General features: G+C 36.5%; 17 protein-coding genes. 2 read left to right on the top strand and 15 right to left on the bottom strand.

Going from position 1 to position 20,687, the window contains the following annotated elements; translation table 11 throughout:
- Nucleotides 1-5: 5 nt before the first annotated feature.
- Nucleotides 6-710 carry a response regulator gene (locus PQ578_RS02905; RefSeq protein ID WP_159785070.1) on the bottom strand — a complete coding sequence of 235 codons (705 nt, stop codon included), beginning with the start codon at nt 708-710 and terminating at the stop codon, nt 6-8.
- Nucleotides 711-713: 3 nt separating this feature from the next.
- Entirely contained in the window at nt 714-1,865 is a 1,152-nt protein-coding gene (locus PQ578_RS02900) for a sensor histidine kinase (protein ID WP_159785073.1), read from the bottom strand.
- Nucleotides 1,866-2,134: 269 nt separating this feature from the next.
- Here PQ578_RS02900 and PQ578_RS02895 point away from each other — a divergent pair, with 269 nt between their 5' ends.
- Nucleotides 2,135-2,776 carry a YigZ family protein gene (locus tag PQ578_RS02895; RefSeq protein ID WP_273832129.1) on the top strand — a complete coding sequence of 214 codons (642 nt, stop codon included), beginning with the start codon at nt 2,135-2,137 and terminating at the stop codon, nt 2,774-2,776.
- A 193-nt stretch (nt 2,777-2,969) separates the two neighbouring features.
- Nucleotides 2,970-4,037, top strand: a complete 1,068-nt coding sequence (locus PQ578_RS02890; RefSeq protein ID WP_165997994.1) for a glycosyltransferase family 4 protein — start codon at nt 2,970-2,972, stop codon at nt 4,035-4,037.
- A 41-nt stretch (nt 4,038-4,078) separates the two neighbouring features.
- On the opposite strand, the gene PQ578_RS02885 is transcribed toward PQ578_RS02890, so the two are convergent.
- From PQ578_RS02885 to PQ578_RS02825, 13 genes are all read right to left on the bottom strand, one after another.
- Entirely contained in the window at nt 4,079-6,241 is a 2,163-nt protein-coding gene (locus tag PQ578_RS02885) for an O-antigen ligase family protein (RefSeq protein ID WP_273832128.1), read from the bottom strand.
- A gap of 285 nt (nt 6,242-6,526) precedes the next feature.
- On the bottom strand, nt 6,527-8,149 hold the full coding sequence (locus tag PQ578_RS02880; protein WP_273832127.1) for an asparagine synthase-related protein: 1,623 nt from the start codon (nt 8,147-8,149) through the stop codon (nt 6,527-6,529).
- Nucleotides 8,150-8,183: 34 nt separating this feature from the next.
- Nucleotides 8,184-9,107, bottom strand: coding sequence for a PIG-L deacetylase family protein (locus tag PQ578_RS02875; RefSeq protein WP_273832126.1), 924 nt, complete (start codon nt 9,105-9,107; stop codon nt 8,184-8,186).
- An 18-nt stretch (nt 9,108-9,125) separates the two neighbouring features.
- Nucleotides 9,126-10,148: a GNAT family N-acetyltransferase gene (locus tag PQ578_RS02870; protein ID WP_273832125.1), complete on the bottom strand. Its 1,023-nt coding sequence runs from the start codon at nt 10,146-10,148 to the stop codon at nt 9,126-9,128.
- Nucleotides 10,145-11,623 carry a lipopolysaccharide biosynthesis protein gene (locus PQ578_RS02865; protein WP_273832124.1) on the bottom strand — a complete coding sequence of 493 codons (1,479 nt, stop codon included), beginning with the start codon at nt 11,621-11,623 and terminating at the stop codon, nt 10,145-10,147. The genes PQ578_RS02870 and PQ578_RS02865 overlap by 4 nt, the downstream gene beginning before the upstream one ends.
- Before the next feature lie 90 nt (nt 11,624-11,713).
- Nucleotides 11,714-12,694: an LCP family protein gene (locus tag PQ578_RS02860; RefSeq protein WP_273832123.1), complete on the bottom strand. Its 981-nt coding sequence runs from the start codon at nt 12,692-12,694 to the stop codon at nt 11,714-11,716.
- Between the two features lie 128 nt (nt 12,695-12,822).
- Nucleotides 12,823-13,533, bottom strand: a complete 711-nt coding sequence (locus tag PQ578_RS02855; protein WP_273832122.1) for an N-acetyltransferase — start codon at nt 13,531-13,533, stop codon at nt 12,823-12,825.
- A gap of 23 nt (nt 13,534-13,556) precedes the next feature.
- Entirely contained in the window at nt 13,557-14,666 is a 1,110-nt protein-coding gene (locus PQ578_RS02850; RefSeq protein ID WP_273832121.1) for a DegT/DnrJ/EryC1/StrS family aminotransferase, read from the bottom strand.
- 18 nt (nt 14,667-14,684) lie between these two features.
- Entirely contained in the window at nt 14,685-15,785 is a 1,101-nt protein-coding gene (locus tag PQ578_RS02845) for a glycosyltransferase family 4 protein (RefSeq protein WP_273832120.1), read from the bottom strand.
- A 7-nt stretch (nt 15,786-15,792) separates the two neighbouring features.
- Nucleotides 15,793-16,950, bottom strand: coding sequence for a glycosyltransferase (locus PQ578_RS02840; RefSeq protein WP_273832119.1), 1,158 nt, complete (start codon nt 16,948-16,950; stop codon nt 15,793-15,795).
- A 17-nt stretch (nt 16,951-16,967) separates the two neighbouring features.
- Nucleotides 16,968-18,185 carry a glycosyltransferase family 4 protein gene (locus PQ578_RS02835; RefSeq protein ID WP_273832118.1) on the bottom strand — a complete coding sequence of 406 codons (1,218 nt, stop codon included), beginning with the start codon at nt 18,183-18,185 and terminating at the stop codon, nt 16,968-16,970.
- Between the two features lie 28 nt (nt 18,186-18,213).
- Complete coding sequence (wecB, locus tag PQ578_RS02830) at nt 18,214-19,266, bottom strand: non-hydrolyzing UDP-N-acetylglucosamine 2-epimerase (RefSeq protein ID WP_273832117.1); 1,053 nt, start codon at nt 19,264-19,266, stop codon at nt 18,214-18,216.
- An 82-nt stretch (nt 19,267-19,348) separates the two neighbouring features.
- Complete coding sequence (locus PQ578_RS02825) at nt 19,349-20,686, bottom strand: nucleotide sugar dehydrogenase (protein WP_273832115.1); 1,338 nt, start codon at nt 20,684-20,686, stop codon at nt 19,349-19,351.
- Nucleotide 20,687 lies beyond the last annotated feature (1 nt).

The raw sequence follows: 20,687 nt of genomic DNA, 5'->3' as shown, positions 1-20,687 counted from the left end.
GCGCATCAGCGCACCTTTACCCAGCCTTTTTTGATTGCCTCTACGACGGCTTGCGTTCGGTCATTTACGTTCATTTTCTGCAAAATATTTGATACGTGGTTTTTTACTGTTTTCTCACTAATGTAAAGATCTTCACCGATCGAGCGATTGCTTTTTCCATCTGTAAGTAACTGCAGCACTTCACATTCTCGTCGTGTCAATATGTGTAGTGGTTTGCGGTACTCCACTTCTTTATAACCAATTTGTGTAGATGGTCTTTTTCCTTCCGTAGCGAGTCGACGGTATTCATTCACAAGATTATGCGTCACTTTTGGATGAATGTAAGCTCCTCCAGAAGCGACAACTTTAACGGCTTCAACTAACGAATTTGCATCCATCTCTTTTAATAAATAACCCGCAGCACCGGTCTTTACAGCGTGGGTTACGTACGTTTCGTCATCATGGATGGATAAAATAATTACCTTAGTCTCAGGCACCTGTTCGATCAGCTGTCTCGTAGCTTCAACGCCGTTTACATGTGGCATATTAATATCCATTAAAACAACATCAGGCTTATTTTCTTCAACAAGACGAAGCGCTTCGTCTCCATCATCACCTTCAGCAATCACTTCGAAATCATCTTCCATATCCAAAATACGCTTAACACCTTCACGGAACAAGCGATGGTCATCTATAATAATAATTTTAGTTTTGGTCTTTGCTGCATACATCTCTTACACGCCCTCCTGTTCATGTATCGGGATTCTTATCAGTATATATGTACCCTTGTTTGGCGTTGATTGAACCTGAATTGTCCCATTTAATAATCCGACACGTTCTTTCATTCCGATTAATCCAAATGATTGATCTTTACGTACGTTCACATCAAAACCGATTCCATTATCTTGAATGGTTACCACAATCTTATCACCGTCAAGTTTCAGGTCAACACTTATTTCAGTTGCTTCAGCATGCTTAAGGGCATTTTGAACGGCTTCTTGAACAAGTCGAAAAATAGCCGCTTCAAGGCGAACGTGGAGTCTCTGGATCCCCTCATCATAATCAAAGTAAATGGTTGCCTCTGATCGATCATCTACTTTATTTAAATACTTTAACAATGTTGGCACTAAACCAAGGTCATCGAGCGCCATTGGACGAAGGTCATAAATAAGACGCCTAACTTCTTTTAACGCATCTTCAATCAAAGATTTCATATCTTTGATTTCTTTAAACGCTTCATCTTTCCCCTTTTTCTCATAAATCCGTTCAATTAATTGTGATCGTAATAGGACATTGGCAAGTACCTGGGCAGGACCATCATGAATTTCTCGTGATAGACGCTTTCTTTCTTCTTCCTGTGCTTCAATAATTTTAAGTCCATATTCTTGTTTTCGCCTAGCATCCTCGATCACCTCACCGTATTGCCTTAGTTCTCCGCCAAGATAACTAAGAACGGTTGAAATTTGGCTCATAAATGATTCCGCTTTATCCGAGGTGTTTTGAAGAGAAGAAATACGTTGTTCGAGATCCGAGATTTGATCTTTTAGCCGCGTTTCCTTTTCCATACTAACCGAAAGCTTAATTTGAGCTTCTGAGGCCTTTTCATAGGCATTTCGAATCTCTGGTTCTTTATAGTCCTGAAAGTTCTTACTGATCTTTACAAGCTCTGCACGGGCCACACGGTCCATTTGTAGTCTTTCTTGCCTTAGGCGATGAACGGTTTCCAGTTCTTCTTTTAATAATTGAAGTTGATTATTAACCTTTTGGCACTCGTCATGAGAAAGCTCTCCAATTTCGAACAGTTTTGATTTACTACTATTAATACTCTCCATTGTCCTGTCAAGAATGACATCTAATGAATTTGGATCAAGCCTTTGAAAATCCAAGCTCTTACCCCTCCATTCCTTCAAGGGACGGACGTTAAGAAAAGATAGTCCAAAAGTACTTCTTTTACAAAATTCGTCTGTGACCGTCTGTTTATGACTTGAGGATATATATTTGATGGATTAATTTAAGAAACTTATAATAAGAAGGACGTATACCGTAATTCTTATTTTACGCTTAAATACCATTGTTCCCTATGTACTATTCGATGATAAGATACAAATCCCTTTCATTCAGAGGAATGTTCAAGGAATATCTGGAGGTTACTTCTATGCTTACTTCATATTATACCGTTAAAAATGAAGAAGGAGAAAACGAAATTGTCATACAAAAATCTCGCTTTATCGCGCACGTTAAACGAACGCCCACAGAAGAGGAAGCTCAGGAATTTATTCAATCCATCAAAAAAAGACACGCAAGTGCCACACACAATTGCTCTGCCTATTTAATTGGTGAGCAGGATTTGATTCAGAAAGCGAACGACGATGGTGAACCATCCGGCACGGCTGGTGTGCCAATGCTTGAAGTGCTAAAAAAACGCAAACTAAAAGACACGACTGTAGTCGTTACCCGTTACTTTGGTGGCATTAAACTTGGTGCAGGCGGTTTAATTCGTGCGTATGGCCAATCCGTCTCAGAAGGGCTAAACGCAACGGGAATCGTCGAGCGAAAATTGATGACGAAAATAACGACTCAAATTGATTATACTTTATTAGGTAAAGTCGAAAACGAAATCCGTTCATCGAATTATTTATTAGATGAGATTGCTTATTTGGAGAATGTATCGTTCACCGTATTGGCAAATAGTGGGGACGAGGAATTTTTTACAGAATGGATTACGAATTTAACAAGTGGAAAATGTGATGTCACTATTCATGACCAGTCTTATATCGAAGTAGAGGTCGATAATTAGAAATAAATACGGTTAAAATTCATAAATAATTTACAAACTTTTTCCCTCATTTGACATTATTTTTGATATCATAATGAAGTATGTGATCTTTGTCGAAGCATATAACTAAGATAATACGAAATAGCATAGTACGCGTTTTCAATTCTGCTATAAAGGGAAATGTGTCATAAATGCTGATAAAGTAGGTGAAAAAATGCCAACCTGGCTTGACCTAAGCATCGCATTCTTAATTGCACTCGTAACAACCATTGCGATTACCCCATTAGTCATTAAATTCGCTATAAAAATCGGGGTAGTTGATCAGCCAAATAACCGTAAAGTTCATAAGAAGTTAATGCCAAGATTAGGTGGATTAGCGATCATTATTGGTTTTTTCTTCGGTTATCTTTACTTATCACAATTTTTTGATACACCATTACGCCTCATTCTAGGTGCCGTTATCATCATCATTGTTGGTGTTCTTGATGATAAATATACCCTATCAGCCAAGGTTAAATTTATTGCTCAGATATTGGCCGCCATTCTTGTGGTTAGTTCTGGTCTTACAATTGAGTTCGTTTCTCTGCCTTTTATAGGTAAAATTGAACTCGGTATGGCTAGCTATGTTGTTACAATTCTCTGGATTGTCGGGGTAACGAACGCCATAAACCTTATTGATGGACTGGACGGATTGGCTGCTGGAGTTTCAACCATTGCCCTTTCTTCAATTTTTGCCGTAGCGATTTTAAACAACAGTCTATACGTTGCAGCGATTTCTCTTGTATTAATTGGCGGTTCTATCGGTTTCCTGGTCTTTAATTTCCATCCTGCTAAAATATTTATGGGAGATACCGGGGCATTATTTCTTGGGTACATGATCTCCATTTTATCTGTTATCGGCTTTTTCAAGAGTGTCGCTATTTTTAGTTTTCTATTGCCCGTCTTAATTCTTGCCATTCCTATTTTCGATACATTTTTCGCCATCTTTAGACGTATTAAAAACAAACAAAATATATCTGCTCCAGACAAGGCACACCTTCATCATAATTTGTTAGCTCTAGGATTTGGACATAGAGGAACTGTATTAATGATTTATGTAATGGGGATTTCTTGTGGGGTCGCTGCTGTAGTCTTCACATCATCAACGTTATGGGGATCTTTCTTCATCATCATTTTGCTGTTATTTATGATTCAATTCACTTCTGAATTAGTTGGTCAGTTAAATAATAAGCGTACTCCCCTCATTACCACGATTAAGAAATTGCTTACCCTAATCAATTGAAAAAACAGGCTTTGAATTTATTCAAAGCCTGTTTTTTTCTTTTAATCTTTTCTCAAGAATTCTGGAATAAGTAAAAGAGTAACACTAAGCGCAATACCGATTAACAAGCCGAAAATTGTCCTTTGGAGCGGATCTCCAGCCGCTGTTGAAACGGTGACAGGTTTATTAATCACTGTGTCTCGCATGTTCATTAAATTCAATTGTAACTCATAGATGAACTGTTCCTTATCTACCATTGATTCAGGGCTGTCTGGAAGCTCTTGAAGTCTTTTGATCTTCTCATTAAAGAAAGCGGTACGCTCCTCTTTTACTTTATCGCTTTCAGTAATAAATGCTTGTGTAATCTCCATTAATGTATCTGAGACTAACTTTTCATCATTACCATCCAAGCGTAGAGTTAATAATTTACCAGGCTCTTCACCAACAACCAAATTATCGGCAATATCCTCAACTGGCATTGATAAACCATATTCTTCATCTAGCTGTCTAAGGTAAGCTACATTCGTTAAAAAGTCCTTCACAGTTACTGGCTCAGTGATTCTGTCATATTCAAAATTCCCAAGTGCGATTTCCGATTTAGCTGAATGACTCACTGGAGATGAATATTCTAATACATAAGAAATACCAGCAGTGAGTATAGGCAATAGTAAAAATAACCAGAAATACTTTTTAAACCTTTCACTAATCGTTTTTGAATATTTTTTTAACATTTCTTTGTTACCTCCTGCACCCCTAGGTGGCTCATTAATTGTTTGTTGGGTAACTTTCGTATTCCTGAAATAATAAGTGATAAACCCAATACTAAAAGCGAAAAGCATCCAGTGATAATTTAAAGTAAGTACGGAACTTGGACTAATACTCGCCATAGCAAACACGATTAGACTAATGGTCAACGTTTGAGCAATCATTTTTTCATTTTTATCCATCGTTCTTTTAGAAATTCGATAGAGTAAAATGAGTAAGGAAAGGTACATCGCAAGATATCCACCAAATACGATGGCCCCGTAGTTGACTAGAATTTCTCCCCACCAATTATGTACATTGGAAAAGACTCCAATCGGAAAGACCGGCTCATTCTTCAAGAAATAATCAGCATTACCCGCTCCTACGCCAAAACCCATACTTTCTGCAAAATAATATTGAACGTTTTTCAGGATGTTCGCTCGTATATCAAGTGAACCTCCTTCATTTCGCTGGAAATTAGTTGAAAAGAAGTTTGTCGCTAACGTCATAACTTTATTATAGAATATGAATGATACGGCTATGGCAGTTAATACACCACTGAATACAAGAATCCTTCTTGTTGTTTTTTCACTGTAAAGAATAAACCATCCTCCAAAACCGAAGAGTATTGAAATATAATTGGCTCTGGAATTCGTGAGGTAAATGAGATAAATTGTTGTAACAATTAAAGTAAAGCCAATTAGTTTTATCAGAAGAGGACGACGATGTTTCATGAAAAACCAGACAAAAAACATACTTATAACTAGATAGCTTGCGTAGTCATTTTCATTTCCAAAAACAGCTGTTGGTACTCCCTGCATATAGTATGGCAAGTCGTTGATGCGTGATAGGCTAAGATGCTGCTCTGTAAAATGGTTCCACAGTCCAAGACCTATAAGTCCAATGTAGACAAGAATCCATATATAGAAAAAAGCTAAATAATTCTTCATCTCTTTAAAATAGAAAGTAACTAGCACAATGAGTGATAATCCCGTAAAAAGATAGAAGAGGTTTCTGATGCCGTATGTTATGGACGGCGCCCATGTAAGAGAGAGACATGCATACAAAAACCAGAAAATAAGGAAAACAAATATTGGCTTCGTTCTAATTAATCCCCAATCGAAGAAAGATTTATTTCGTATGTAGATAATTGTACTTATTCCAATGATCAATAGATAAAATACTCTAAAAGGAAAAAGACCTATTGGACCTATATTTAGGACAATAGCTGGTCCAATAAAAGAACTAGCAATTAGAAAATACATAACAGAATCTTTAAACGTTAGAGATGAGAAGACACCTTGTCTAATCAACTTCATAAGGGTAAGAACAAATAGAATACCGACTGCTGTAATGGCAGCTAATTTCTTATTTTGAACCAGTAATTCAGGCGCTAATAGAAAACTCACTAGAGCAGAAAGAAGAACTGCAATAACGACCTGACTAAACGTCTTTCGAAACAGATAAAGCATCCCATTCATTTGATTCACCTCCTCCTTATGTCTATATCGATTCGGCTAGTGCGTGAATCTTTTGACAGGAATTTGTCGAACAATCAAATTAAATTATTCCACTTCATATAACATTTTTCAATATATTTTCTCCACCATAATTAGTATACAAAATACATTGAATCTTACACTTTTATTAACGAAGAAGCTTATTTTAAACGTACTATATTGATAAGTTGCAGACATTAAATAATTCATATGTCTATAATGGTCGATCTTCTATATACACTCTAGACTTTTTAATAATCCAACCGTTTAATTTGAGGTTTCTAAGTATTTAATAAATAAACCTAGAGAAATTATTCTTCCTAGATGTTCATCTCTTACTTCTGCAAGGGTTTTATTCTTTTTTATTATATTTTCCTTTATTAAAATCTCAAATGTTTCTGTAGCTATAGGTAATGCGCGAACAGATTGATAAAATGATTCATGATGGTATCTTGTAGAAAACAGTGTCCTTTTAAGGATTCTTTGAATAACTTTCTTAGTTAACCTTACACCTTTATCAGATACGTACTTTGAAGTATCTTTCATAAGTTCCAGTTTTTCTGAGGAAACAGTTAATTTCCCTTCCGTTGTTTGAGTTTTAGCTATTGTTGGGTTTAATTTAGTAATTATTTCTCTATGAAAATTGTTAAAAAATCTCTTCATTCTTGGAAGATTATATCCAACCCTCACTAAATTATATTCGAGCAAGGGAGAATAACTATTCACAATAGAAGAAGACGATGTGAGAAGCCTTCCAGCTAAAGCCTGCATTCTGTAGAAATAATATATTTGATCATAAGTTTTGGTATTAATATTTTTTTCATATTTACTAAGTTCTTTAATTGCATTCTCACTATAATCCATATTAATGGGTGCATACAGTTCAGATAGTAGGTTAGTATCAAACTTGATTGGAGATATTCTTGTATGAAAGAGCTTTCCAATATCAGAAGTTGATTTTCTATATTGAGGAAAATCTTGGAGCCAGAAAAAATCTTTAAAAAGTTCTCCTCCTGCGCCGGTAATGATCAAATCCACTGCTCTATTACTTCGCTGCAATTGACTGTTCCTTCCACTATAAGCATTAAATATTTCATATAGACCATCACAGAAATAAAATAACTGTTCAATTTCCTTTTCCTCAATTGTCGACGGTCTCTCTGAAACAATTAAAGAATGGTTAAGCTTATGTGCTACTTCTTCCGCAATTGCTACATCTTTATCTTTATTACTACCTGAAACAGAACATTCAAACTTCACGTCATTAGCATCCAAAATTGTAGCCAATAGCCTAGAATCTATTCCACCTGTTAAATCAACACTTACACTTTGATTTTCTACAGATTTAGCAAAACCTGCAAAGAAATCGACAAAAAACTCCTCTTCTAATGGCTCCAAGTCTCTATCAACTTTATAATGCAATGACCTTTGATTCTCATGAGAAACCAATATCTCTAACCTATCAATTTTTTTTACTTTCTCAAAAAAAGTTCGTTTATTGTACAGAACACCTGCATTCAAAAATTCAATAATTCTCCTTTTATCTAAATCTTTTGTGTTGAATTTAGATTCCTTAACAATTTCAAGAAATGAAGTAGATATATGGTAGTTATCATAATATGCTTCAAATAATCCGCTATTATCAATAAAAGAGTATGTTTTATTCATCCTATGATCTATAACTGTTACGAAGAAGTTTCCGTGTAGCAATTGAATAGCCTCTTGAATACCCATTTCTTTTATTTTTTTGATGAACTTTTTTATAGAAGCCTCACCACTATGAGTAAAAGGAATATATATAAAACCCTTCCAGTAGACGGTGTAATTATCATATTTAATAAAACGTTCCCTAGCAGATAAATTGGTCATTTCATTATTTAATAGAAGCATTAAAAAAACCTCTCATCTCTAATTATTTACACATTTATAATTGAAGCAGATCCCATTTGAACTTTTGCACATTATTATAAGTATCAATTGTATTTCGATGGTCTCTATGTGCAATCAAATTCTCTTTTAAGTTCACGTAAATATCATCAGTATTGAAATTTTCTTCTATAAATTTCATATAAGACTTGAGGTTAGTCTTAATAAATACTTCAGCCATCCTGTTTTCTTTAATAACGAGACCATTTAAACGATTCATTATTGGTAAGAAATAGAAATTTGTTTGTTGTGATCTGTAGTACTTTAGTAATTTACTTTTTAATTTAAATTCGTTTGTAATGTCGAGTATAGTGTTTGAAAATAATGGAGAAATGGGACTCTGTACTTCATACATCATCAATGTCATATTTTGTACTGTTACCTGACTTTTATTAAAGACTGCTAGTAATTTCTTACTTGTTGCATAATGATCAATATGGGTATCTATGATGGATGGAAAGAAAATTGTATCAATTTGATAATTTTGCAGGATATTATTCAGTTCAAAAGTAATATCTGTATATAACAGTTCAGAATCACGTGAGTTAAAAAAATGCAAGTTACTCTCTGGTATACCGATACAATCAGCAACCAGTAATGCTTCTTTTTTTCTTTCCTCAACTATTTGTTTTTCGTTTAATCCAGATCTTCCATTTTTTTGTCCTGTAGTCAAATAAGCAATATGAACTTCTTTTCCTTCTTTTAAATACTTTAAAATCGCCCCGCCACACCCGATCATATCATCATCTACATGTGGAGCTAACACAAGAATTTTTTCGCCCGGAAGACTTGTTACAAGTTGATTTCTTTCTACTATTCTTTCTCTATTGGAATTAATAAAATCCTTAGAGAATTTGTTATTCCTGCTGTTATATGTTTTTAACAGTAACGGTTTAAGGCTTCGTTTTAACGTTGAAAACATGCTCTTTCCTCCCTCTCTCTACGCTGTATCCGCATCTCCAGCGCTTATATACCATTCTCCGAATTCATTCTGATCATCATTAAGTTGATTTACAGCGAATTTGATTGCGGTTTTTCGCTTTAAAAAACCTAAACTTAAAAACGAAAAATTCACTTCAGTTTTCTCATATGACCATATTTTTACGATATCAAAATTCTTAGAGCGCAAATAAGCTAAAAGAACTCGCATGATTTTCTTCTGATTTACCTCTTCTCTCATAACACACTCCAATATCGTCCCTACGATTCTCTGACCATGCTTGTTTTTTCGTATTATGAAAAATCCAACGATCGCACCGTCTACTTCTACTACTAATTTTTCATATTCAGATTCTGGTTTCTCGCTGTATTTCCATTCTAAAAATTCTTTACTTCGCCTTTGATGGGTTCGATTTTTTAATGAAGTTTCAATAAAATCCACAATTCTATCATCAAACTGCCTTACTTCTGAAATGGTCATGTTCAGTGGCAGGCGATTGTTTTTATACATGTTATCTTTTACAATTAATAACTGTTTAAGAACAGGGATTGATGGAAAGAGGTGTTTGTAATTCAATATTTTCATTCGATTTGAAATTGAATAGATTTCTTCCCACCCTAATTTATTCAATGGAGGAAATGAATTTTGATTGGGGAACGTCATAATTTTTTTTACGCCCATCTTTTTCAAATGCTCAATTGCCATTTGATTTAACTTCTTGTAAATCCCCATTCCTCTATAAGTTCCATCTACCATAGAATCGACGGATTGTGCACCTTTAATCATTTGCTGGTCTTGACAAAGGTCGGTTAGTAAAACGACGCGAGAACCTACCATCTCATTTTCCGAATTAAAGGCACAAAAGATAACGGCTGGGTTGTGAACGTTATTAAATTTCCATTGGAAATAGCTTAAGGAGATTTCCTTATTAAAAACTCTTTTATATAGGTTCACATATTTGTGGTAATCCTCTTCTTCATATAAACGATAGGAGATGTTATTTTGGGTCAATGATCCGTTCAACTGCCTTTCCTTTTCAATCTTCCTATTAGCTTGTTCTTTTCCTCCGTAATCACACCCATCATCAATAACGAAATGAGGTACAAAAATACTCCTATACTTATTTGTATCGCCAATAGAAATGGAACGTTTTCGATTGGAAGGTAATTCCCGAGGAAAACGCCTACTCCCATGATCGAAGATGCAAGTATAATCTTAATATGATCAGCAGAGAACTTAATTCTTAAATCAGTTAGATGATTTGTTTTATAATAGGATAGTGCGAAATAGACAAAATAAGCGATTAATGTCGCACAAGCAGCCCCCATATAACCGTACAGTGGTATAAAGATAAGGTTTAACACAATGTTCGTTCCTGCTGCTACAAGTGAGATATTTGCTATTTCCTTACTTTTCTTAACAAGCTCAAGGCTTTTATTTAAATATTGTCTTATTCCAAGAAACAAGAAACCAAATGACACAATCGGAATAATTATAAAGCCTTCTTGGAAATCATTTTTAATAAAAAGCGAAGTGATGTGATTTGATACGACGGATAGACCAATAACTGCTGGAAGAATGAGCATAAAAAAGTACTTAAAAATGTTATTTAAAACATGATTCACTTCAGAAGTCGTACCCGTCCGGTGTTTTCTAAATAAAATCGGTTCAGCGGTCGACATGAAGATCGTAATAAGTGGCATCATGATTTGTTGTGCAAATGAATAATTAATAGAGTAAATCCCTACTTCACTACTATCTCTTAAAAACTCAAGCATATAGCGATCGGACAAAGTTAACAGCCAATGTACGCCAAGAATTAAAATAAAAGGTAATCCATAAAGAAAATATTCCTTCACATACGCCAGGTCTACAGAAGTCATTTTTATAATTCGCATGTGCTTCTTTTCTTTTATTAGTACGATAACTGTATAAATGACATCTGATATGATCGTCGCTAAAAGAATCGCACCAATGCTTAAGTTGAAATAGTTCAATAATAATAGAAACGTCCCAAATCGAATGAGAATGGTAATTGTGGTTAAGATTGTCGCAAATCTCGCTTTTCGATTCGCTCTAAGGTACGAAAAGAAGAAAGAGTGCAAATTTGCAGAGAACAAAAGCACAATTGTTAACCAAAGATATTCGCTTGGAATAATGCGATTAACTACTCCTAATGCACTCATAATGTAGAGGAGAATCGCTATGATTGAGATAATCGCCGTTAATGCAACAATTGAAACGGTTATTAACTGTTTTTCTTTTGGGTCATTTTCATCATTTGTATAGTAACGAATAAAAGCAACATTTATCCAGTTAACCGATATTATTCCTAATAACCCAACTGAGGCATTAATTAAGCTATACTGGCCATACTCAGCTGTAGTGAAATTGCTGGTAAAAATCGGTACGAGCATAAAACCAACGATCATTGGTACAATGTATGTAATTGCGTAGTACAATAAATCATGTAAAAAGGATTGTTCTTTATTGCTCATGTTTGTTGCTCCTCGGTAAAAATTAATCATTGCCGTTTCATTTCTCAACAGCAACAAATGAACATTTTCCATAAAAACACATCTAGGGAATTATTCCATAGATGTGTTTTCATGATTCAAATGCGTTTTTAAAACTTGCTTTATTTCAGCAACATTCTCTTCATTGGGTTCAAAGTAATATACACCGTCTATTCGAGCATCTTGCCCAGTAAATTTGAGGTTTTCAATATCAGCAGAATTTAGCTTTGTAAACTTTTTCTGAAGCGAAAATAGCTCTGTTGCGGTTAAGTTTGTTTCAATATTTCCACTCAAGTGATCAGCGATTTCATCAAGTTTGAATAAATTCTTAACAGATAAAGTTTTATCAAGGGCGGCGTTAATTACTTGACGCTGACGATCACTTCTTCCAAAGTCACTATCAAACCTTCGCATGCGAACATATGCCAGTGCTTCTTCACCATCAAGCTCCATTGGGCCCTCGGTAAACTGTAACTTCTTTCGATTTACTTCATCACTATACTCCCAAAAATCAAACGGTACATCCACTTCTACTCCACCGATTTCATTAATAACACCTTTAAATCCTTCAAAATTCACCTTTGCATAATAATCAATGGGAATGTCTAAGAAGTTTTCAACCGTATTAATTGTCATATCTGGGCCACCAAATGCATGCGCATGATTTATTTTATCCATGGAACCTCTACCGATAATCTCTACTCTTGTATCCCGGGGGATACTCACCATTTTGGCTGTTTCCTTCTGAGGATCAAGTGTTAGAAGGATTAATGTGTCAGTACGGCCATGCTCGCCTCCAGTTGAATAATCTTCAACCCCCATTAAAAGGATGGAGAAAGGATCTTTGCTAATTTCCACTGCTTTATCTCGAAGTGCTGACTGCTTTCCTCTCTCTAGCTCATTATAAGTCTTTTTAGACGCCTGATACCCTTCAACTGCTACGTATGCACCATAACCAACGACGATCATGACAACGAACAAAATAAGAAAAAAAAGATTCCGAAACAATGAACGCTTTCGACGTCTTCTGATCCTTGATTTATTTTTTGACAAAACAAACGCCTCTTTTCATCTGTTAGATCTGCTCTATACTTCTCATGATAAAGGTTTTCTCAAAAAATGTAACCTTTTCCTAGTAGAATGTAAGTGACGAATAGAGCAAAATCTAACACACCTTGTGCTTATTGATTGCGCAATAATTGACTCTCTGGGACCTGGCGCAATGGTTTGGCCGGTGAGCCAACTACAAGCATTTCTGGTTCCACGTCTTTAGTCACGACACTTCCCGCTGCCACCGTTCCATCCTTACCAATTGTTTTACCTGGGAGGATCGTTGCATTGGCGCCAACTCTTCCACCATCATGGATTGTTACACCTTTGAAATGGTCGTATCGTTCAGATGACCTTGCCAAATAATTATCATTTGTTGTAACGACATAAGGAGCAACAAAAACGTAATCGCCAAGTTCTGAGTACGCAGTAATGTAGGCATTTGTTTCTAACTTGCATTTCACGCCAACCTTACAGTCATTCTCAACAGCTACTCCACGCCCCACAATTGTTTTCTCTCCAATTGTTACACGCTCACGTATCGTTGCCAGATCAGCTACAAAGACATCATCTGCAATTATCGCATTAGCATAAATAATAGAAGAAGTTCCAATTGTACATCCAGAGCCGATAATAGCTGCAGGCAATTGTTTTACCTCTGGAAGAATTGAATTCTTTGCACGAGCTGGTTGCTTTCCAATGATCGCGTTATCCTGGATCATAACACCGCTACCGATTTGTACACCATCATAAATAATCACATTATGTCCAATCACGACATTTTCACCGAAGGTTACATTTTCACCGATTACTACATGCTGTCCTACTTTAAGTGGATCCATTTTTGTTCCCCTTTCTTTCTTATTTAGTTAAAAAACTTGCTAATCATATCCACAACATATTCCTGCTGCTCTGCTTTAAGTTCAGGGAACATTGGAAGAGAAATGGCTTCCTGACAAGCCTTCTCCGTAACTGGTAGATCGCCTTCCTTATAACCAAGATCTGAAAATACTGGTTGCAAGTGTAGCGGTTTTGGATAATAAATCATTGTGGCGACACCTTGCTCTTTCAAGTACGCCTGAAGTTCATCCCGCTTAGGGACTCGAATGGTGTATTGGTGGAAGATATGATAGTTATGTTCCTCAACATAAGGTGTCGTAACTGTTTCACCAAGACGCTCATTTAATAATGCTGTATAACGTTCCGCTTTCTCGATTCGTTGTTTGTTCCAATCCGTTAGATGTGGAAACTTTACATTTAAAATAGCAGCTTGAAGCTCGTCAAGACGACTGTTATAACCCAAAATATGATGATAATATTTTGGTTTGCTACCATGAACACGAATAACGCGCATTTTTTCTGCAACTTCATCATTATTCGTTATGATCATCCCAGCATCCCCATATGCCCCAAGGTTTTTTGTAGGGAAAAAGCTATATGTAGCCGTTGTACCAAGCTCCCCTACTTTTTTACCTTTGTACTCAGAACCAATTGACTGGGCTGCATCTTCAATAATAGCCAAATTGTGCTTATCAGCAATAGCCTTCAAAGCATCCATATCAGCCATCTGACCATATAAATGAACGGGAATAATGGCTTTCGTTTTATTCGTTACAGCCTCTTCAACCTTTTTCGGATCAATATTAAAAGTCTTCGGATCAATATCAACAAATACCGGTGTCGCTCCAGCACGTGCAATGGCACCCGCAGTTGCAAAAAAAGTAAAAGCAGGACAAATCACTTCATCCCCTTCACCGACATCACAACCTAATAAAGAAATATGTAGAGCGTCACTTCCGTTTGCAACGCCAACGCTGTGAGCAGCATGACTAAATTCTGCTACGTCACTTTCAAGTTTTTTCACATTATCTCCGAGAATGAAACGCGCACTCGACATTACTTCTTCTAAAGCAACACCGATTTCACCTTTAAGTGATTGATATTGTTCGGTTAAATCAAGCATTGGTACTTTCATTATAGACCCTTCTTTCATTCATTTTGATAAACTTTTATAGATACTAATTAATGTTGTACTTTCTTTTTCCCAATTATATTGCTCTTCGATTGCGTTTCTTCCATTTTTACCCATTACCTCAGCTTCTTCAGGATGTGTTGTCATCCATTCTATCGCTTGAGCGATTTCGTTTGGTTCAAGGGGATTCACGCAAATCCCACATTTGTTGCCTTCGATTATTTCTTTCCACAGAGGAAATGCAGAACCGATTACAGGAATACCTGCAGACATATATTCAAACATTTTGTTGGGCTGGGCATTTATATGGTTTGGAAGTGGATGATAAAGAACGAGCCCGGCTAGGGATTCTGACATGACATCCGCCACGATTTCTCGGTTTACAAAACCTAAGTCTTTCACTTGACTCCATCCTTTATAGGATTGAAGATCAACCTTAAGTTGCTCTGGGGCAATATTTCCACCAAATATTAACTGTGCATCAGTTTTTCCGATTGCTTGAACCATTTCATGGGCGGCCCTTACTTGTGTAATTCCCCCTATAAAACATACTGTTGAATTTTTGTTAGACCAGTCCGTATTAGGAACATAGAGTTCACTAAGGATAGGATAGTTATTGACGTTATAGGCATTTGCTCCGATTTGTTTAAATCGTTCACAAATATAAGGTGTAGCAGCAATTACTGCGTCAAATTTTTTGGCAGCATAATTTTCATACCGTTCAAAAACGACACTGATACTTTTACGCAAAGGGGAAGGAATCCACTGTTTTTCCAATATTTGTCTCGGAACATCTTCGTGAATATCATGTATCACTTTTTTCCCCTTACGCTTTAATTTAAGACCAGTTGGTATGAGTTCTGGATCATGAAAATGGTAGATATCTGCATTTACCTTGAGAGCCGCTTCATAAACAGCTTTCGTTGTTTTGATCATTCTGCTCCTCTCATTCGTTGCATCAGAAGGAATGCCAATAATCTTCACACCATCTTTTGTTTCAGATGTTGCATTCGGAACGATATAAGTCACATCGTATCCTTCCATATTGAGAGATCTGCATTCTTTAATGAAAATTCTGATATCGTGAGGAGAATGAACAGATGTTAGATGACATACTTTCATTACTCTCCTACCTACTTTCAGCTTGAACTAACTTGCTATAAATATTGGTTAACATAGAAATCACAGCTTTCTCGCCAAACCTTTCTTTACAATCCTGATGAATAAGATTCGGGTTATAATCTTTATAATGTTGGGTCATATAAATAAGAGCTTGAGATAGTTTATCTACTTCACCAGTAGGAACTAAAACTCCATTTAAATCCTTCACAATCATGCTTGGCCCACCACTATCTGTTGCAATAATAGGCGTTCCAACAGATAAAGCTTCTACCAGTACTACACCGAATGTTTCATAGTAGCTGGATGAAACGAATACATCGGCAAGATGCATTTCTTTCTTCACCTGTTCTCTTGAAAGCGTTCCAATAAGTGTAACTCTTGAATTAAGATCAAGCTGATTAATGAGGTGTTGTAACTTATCTTTTTCTTCGCCCATCCCCCCTATTCGTAATTCAGTATCTCTGTGAGGAAATGCACGATGAAAGGCATGAATAAGTAAATCAAGACCTTTATTTGCATTTAAATTCGCAACAGCCAGTATTCGAAACGGTTGATCAGGATCCCTGGTCTTTTTCGGTTTAGCACCAGACATATCAATGAAATTTGGAACGATATCCACTTGTTGATTCGTATAGGCCACCATATCTCTTTTTAATCCTGGTCCTACTGCTAATAGTTTATCCGCTTGACTAAAAGCCTTTTTTGCCAGTCTTTTTTGATAGGGCTTTAACATATTTCTCCCAAAGGCAGAAGAATGCTCAGTAATAATCAATGGAATATTTTCTTCTCTGCTTATCGCAGCAGCTCCAAAACCTCCCCATAAACAGGAATGGGCGTGGATAACATCAGGTACCCCTACTTCTTTTACAATATCTTTATACATTACCTTCAAGCGCCTCTTGTAGATCATTTCAGTGCTATATGGGGCATTCGCAAAGTAGTTATAACCTTTATAGCGGTAGGTTAATACCCCATCTTCTACTTCTTTACTTCTTGATCCCTTAAGCTCGTTCTTATTAAAAGACTTCAAACTCCAAATCTCAGGAAAAGCAACAGTTACCTGATACCCAGCTCTACTCAAAGCCATAGCTTGCTCTTTGTAAAAAACTCCTCTATAGGGTTTCCCTTCCATCGGATAGCCAGAAGGTACAATTAAAACATGCATGGTAAACCTCCTAACGGCTATTGTTTGAGGTTCAACAGTAAATCATCAACGATCGTTTGCCAAGAATACTCCCTTAACACAAACTGACGTCCGTTGTTCCCTAACAGTTTTTTTTCAACTTCAGGTAAAGAAGCACTTTCAAGTATTTTCATTGCTATATCTTCTACATTTTCGGGTTCAGCGATAATTCCGCACTTTTCATTTTCCAGGAATTGAGCGCTCTCTCCTGCGCCACAGTACAAGACAGGTGTAGCCGTTGATAGCGCTGGAAAAATCTTCGAAGGCCTTGCCCCTTTAAAAAGCTCTAGGTTTCTCAAAGAAACAATGCTATAGTCCGTTATTGAAAAAACTTTGGGCATTTCTGTCACAGGTACTGAATCATGAAATAGTGTATTTGTTAACCCTAGCTCTCTAGATAGGTCTACGAGATTTTGTTTCTCTGGCCCATCTCCCACTAGGAGAAATTGAATAGTTGAATTCTTCTCTTGTACGATTTTAGCAGCTTTGAGAATTGAATCTAACCCCTGCGCGTACCCTAATCTACCTGCAAATGTAAATACTGTCTTATCCTTCAATTTTAACTTATTTGTCCATGCCTCATTAGGCGCTTCAGGTTGAAAAGATTCAGTGTTTACACCATTAGGAAGTAAAAATACGTCTGATTTTGACTTCCCTTTATTAATTAAGTAACTTTGGATTCCTTCAGTCGCAGCTGCTAATTTCCATGACTTACGATAAAGAAACATTTCCAAACGTTCTGCGAAACGAATAAATGTTTTATTTTTAACAATCCCTAATTCCACTGCTGATTCTGGCCAAATATCAGCAATATTAAATACAAACTTTGCTTTTTTCATTTTTGAAGCAATATATCCAGTAATACCAAGAAAAAGAGGTGGAGAATTACAAATGATTACATCAGCTTTTTTGGCTTTTACGACTGAATAAAAAGCGCTAAATGTAAATGAAAAATAGGAAATCAACCTTCTCCAAAAGCTTCCTTTTGGAGAAGGGTAAATCCAGCTTCGATGAACGGAAATCGTTTCATACTTTTCTTTTTCGTAAAATTTCCCTTTATACTTTTCAGGTATAATGCCATGGGGATGGTGAGGAAATGCAGTGATTACCTCTACTTGATGACCTCTTTTCTGAAGTTCTTTACTTACTTCATAAAGACGTATTTGTGGCGCGCCAATTTCTGGCGGAAAGTGTTGACTTAGTAATATGATATTCATTTATTCTCATCCTTGTCTGCTCAAAAGCTTATCGAATCATCTCAGAAATATGCACGGATGCTTTTCCATCGCCAAACAAATCTTGATAAATAGGCGTTACTGTTTTCTCAACAGCTGACACGATTTTCTCAGGATCAGTACCTACAAGTATGTTTGCATTCCCTTCGAGTGTTTCGACCCACTCTGTTTGTTCTCTCATAGTTATACATGGAATTTGCATGAAGTAAGCTTCTTTTTGAACACCACCAGAATCCGTAATGATCTTTCGTGCATTTTGTTCAAGCGTCAGCATATCAAGATATCCAACTGGGTCAATAACGTGCAATCCAGGTACTTCTTTTAAATCAAATCCTTGATCTTCAATCACTTTTCTCGTTCTAGGATGGATCGGCCAGACTTTATCACCCTTAATTCGTGTAAATGCATCTATTACATTTTTCATCTTATCGTGGTCATCTGTATTTTCCGCTCTATGAACGGTAATCAGATAATATTCTTTCGTAGTCAGCTTTTCTTTTTCTAGTATTTCGGACTTATCTTCGGCTAGTTTAAGATTATAATCAACTGCATCATACATCACGTCACCAACATTAAAAACGTTCTCAAGGATATTTTCATTTTCAAGATTTTTGACGGCTGTTTTAGTAGGACAAAACAGTAAGTCTGACACGTGATCCGTCATAATCCGATTAATTTCTTCAGGCATTTTCTTATTAAAGCTTCTTAATCCAGCCTCAATGTGAATGACGGGAATATGTAATTTAGAAGCTGCTAGTGCTCCGGCAAGGGTTGAATTGGTATCACCATAGACAAGCAAGTAATCAGGCTTTTCATCAACAAGAATCTCTTCGATTTTTGCAAGCATTTCACCAGTCTGTTTCCCGTGATTCCCTGAACCTACCCCAAGGTGAAAATCTGGTTTAGGGATTTCTAGCTCTTCAAAGAATATATCAGACATATTGGCATCATAATGTTGACCTGTATGAATAATAAGCTCAGTATGTATTTTTCTTAATTCTCGAGAAACAGGAGCCGCTTTAATAAATTGAGGTCTTGCACCTAAAACCGTAATAATTTTCATATCAAATTACTCCCTTCAATCTTCTTTCTCTGAATAAAAGGCATAGATGAATTCCATCTACGCCATTTATAATTAGTCTGTTTTATAGTTTGTAGTATTTCTCTGGTTTTGTAACGTTTTTAAATGCATTTCTTGTATCAAACAATACCGGGCTATGAGTGGCGATCATTTCATAGTCAAATGAAGAATGATCAGTTGCAAGTAACACTAGATCAGCATTTTCGAGAAGTTCCACATCGAGTGTCGCGGTTTCAGAGACTGTTTCAGAAAGTTTAAACGACTTTACGTGTGGGTCTGCTACAATCCAATCAGCCCCTGCTTCCTCTAGTTGGTTTAAAATTGGAAGCACAGGTGATTCTCGAACGTCTTCAATATCTTTTTTGTAAGCTACACCAAGTACAACTACTCTTGCACCATTCAATGCTTTTTTATCTTTATTTAGAATTTGCATACAGCGATCAATGACAAAATCAGGCATACTATTATTAATTTCTCCAGCAGTCTCAATTAATCGAGTGTGGTAATCAAATTCTCTCGCTTTCCAAGTAAGGTAAAAAGGATCAATTGGTATACAATGTCCGCCAAGACCTGGGCCTGGATAGAACGGCATAAAGCCATAAGGTTTCGTTGCAGCTGCATCAATGACTTCCCACACGTCGATATCCATCTTATTACAAAGAATGGCCATTTCATTAGCGAGTGCAATATTAATATTACGGAATGTATTTTCAAGGATCTTCTCCATCTCAGCTACAGATGGACTAGATACTTCATGCACTTCCCCTTCTAAAACATTTCGATACATTGCGGAGGCTACAGCTGTACAGGAAGGGGTAATGCCACCGACTACTTTCGGTGTATTCTTCGTATTATAAATTTTATTACCCGGATCGACACGTTCTGGAGAGTAAGCAATAAACAGGTCTTCCCCGCAAACACGCCCCGTTGCTTCTAAGATTGGTTTTAGTATTTCTAACGTTGTACCTGGATAAGTTGTACTTTCGAGAACAACAAGCATGCCACTATGAAGGTGTTTTGCGATCTCCTGTGACGAACTTTCAACGTAAGAAGTGTCTGGTTGACGATAGATATCGAGTGGCGTTGGAACACAAATGGCCACAGCGTCTACATCAGCAATTCTTGAATAATCCGTCGTTGCAATTAATTGTTTTTTCTCAACGTACTCTGCAAGCTCCTCGTCTACAACATCACCAATATAATTGATGCCTTCATTCACCTGGCCAACTCGCTTCTCCTGAACATCAAACCCTATAACGTTATAGCCAGCTTTCGCTTTTTCAACGGCAAGGGGCAATCCAACATACCCTAACCCAACAACTCCGATCGTTGCTGTCTTGTTTTCAATTTTAGATAACAGATCCTGCGCCTGAGCATTTAATTGAGCATTAACCACGGTCATA

The organism is Guptibacillus sedimenti, assembly GCF_028610665.1.
GTDB classification, from domain to species: Bacteria; Bacillota; Bacilli; order Bacillales; family Guptibacillaceae; genus Guptibacillus; species Guptibacillus sedimenti.
This window is presented reverse-complemented; position numbering and strand designations above follow the sequence as displayed.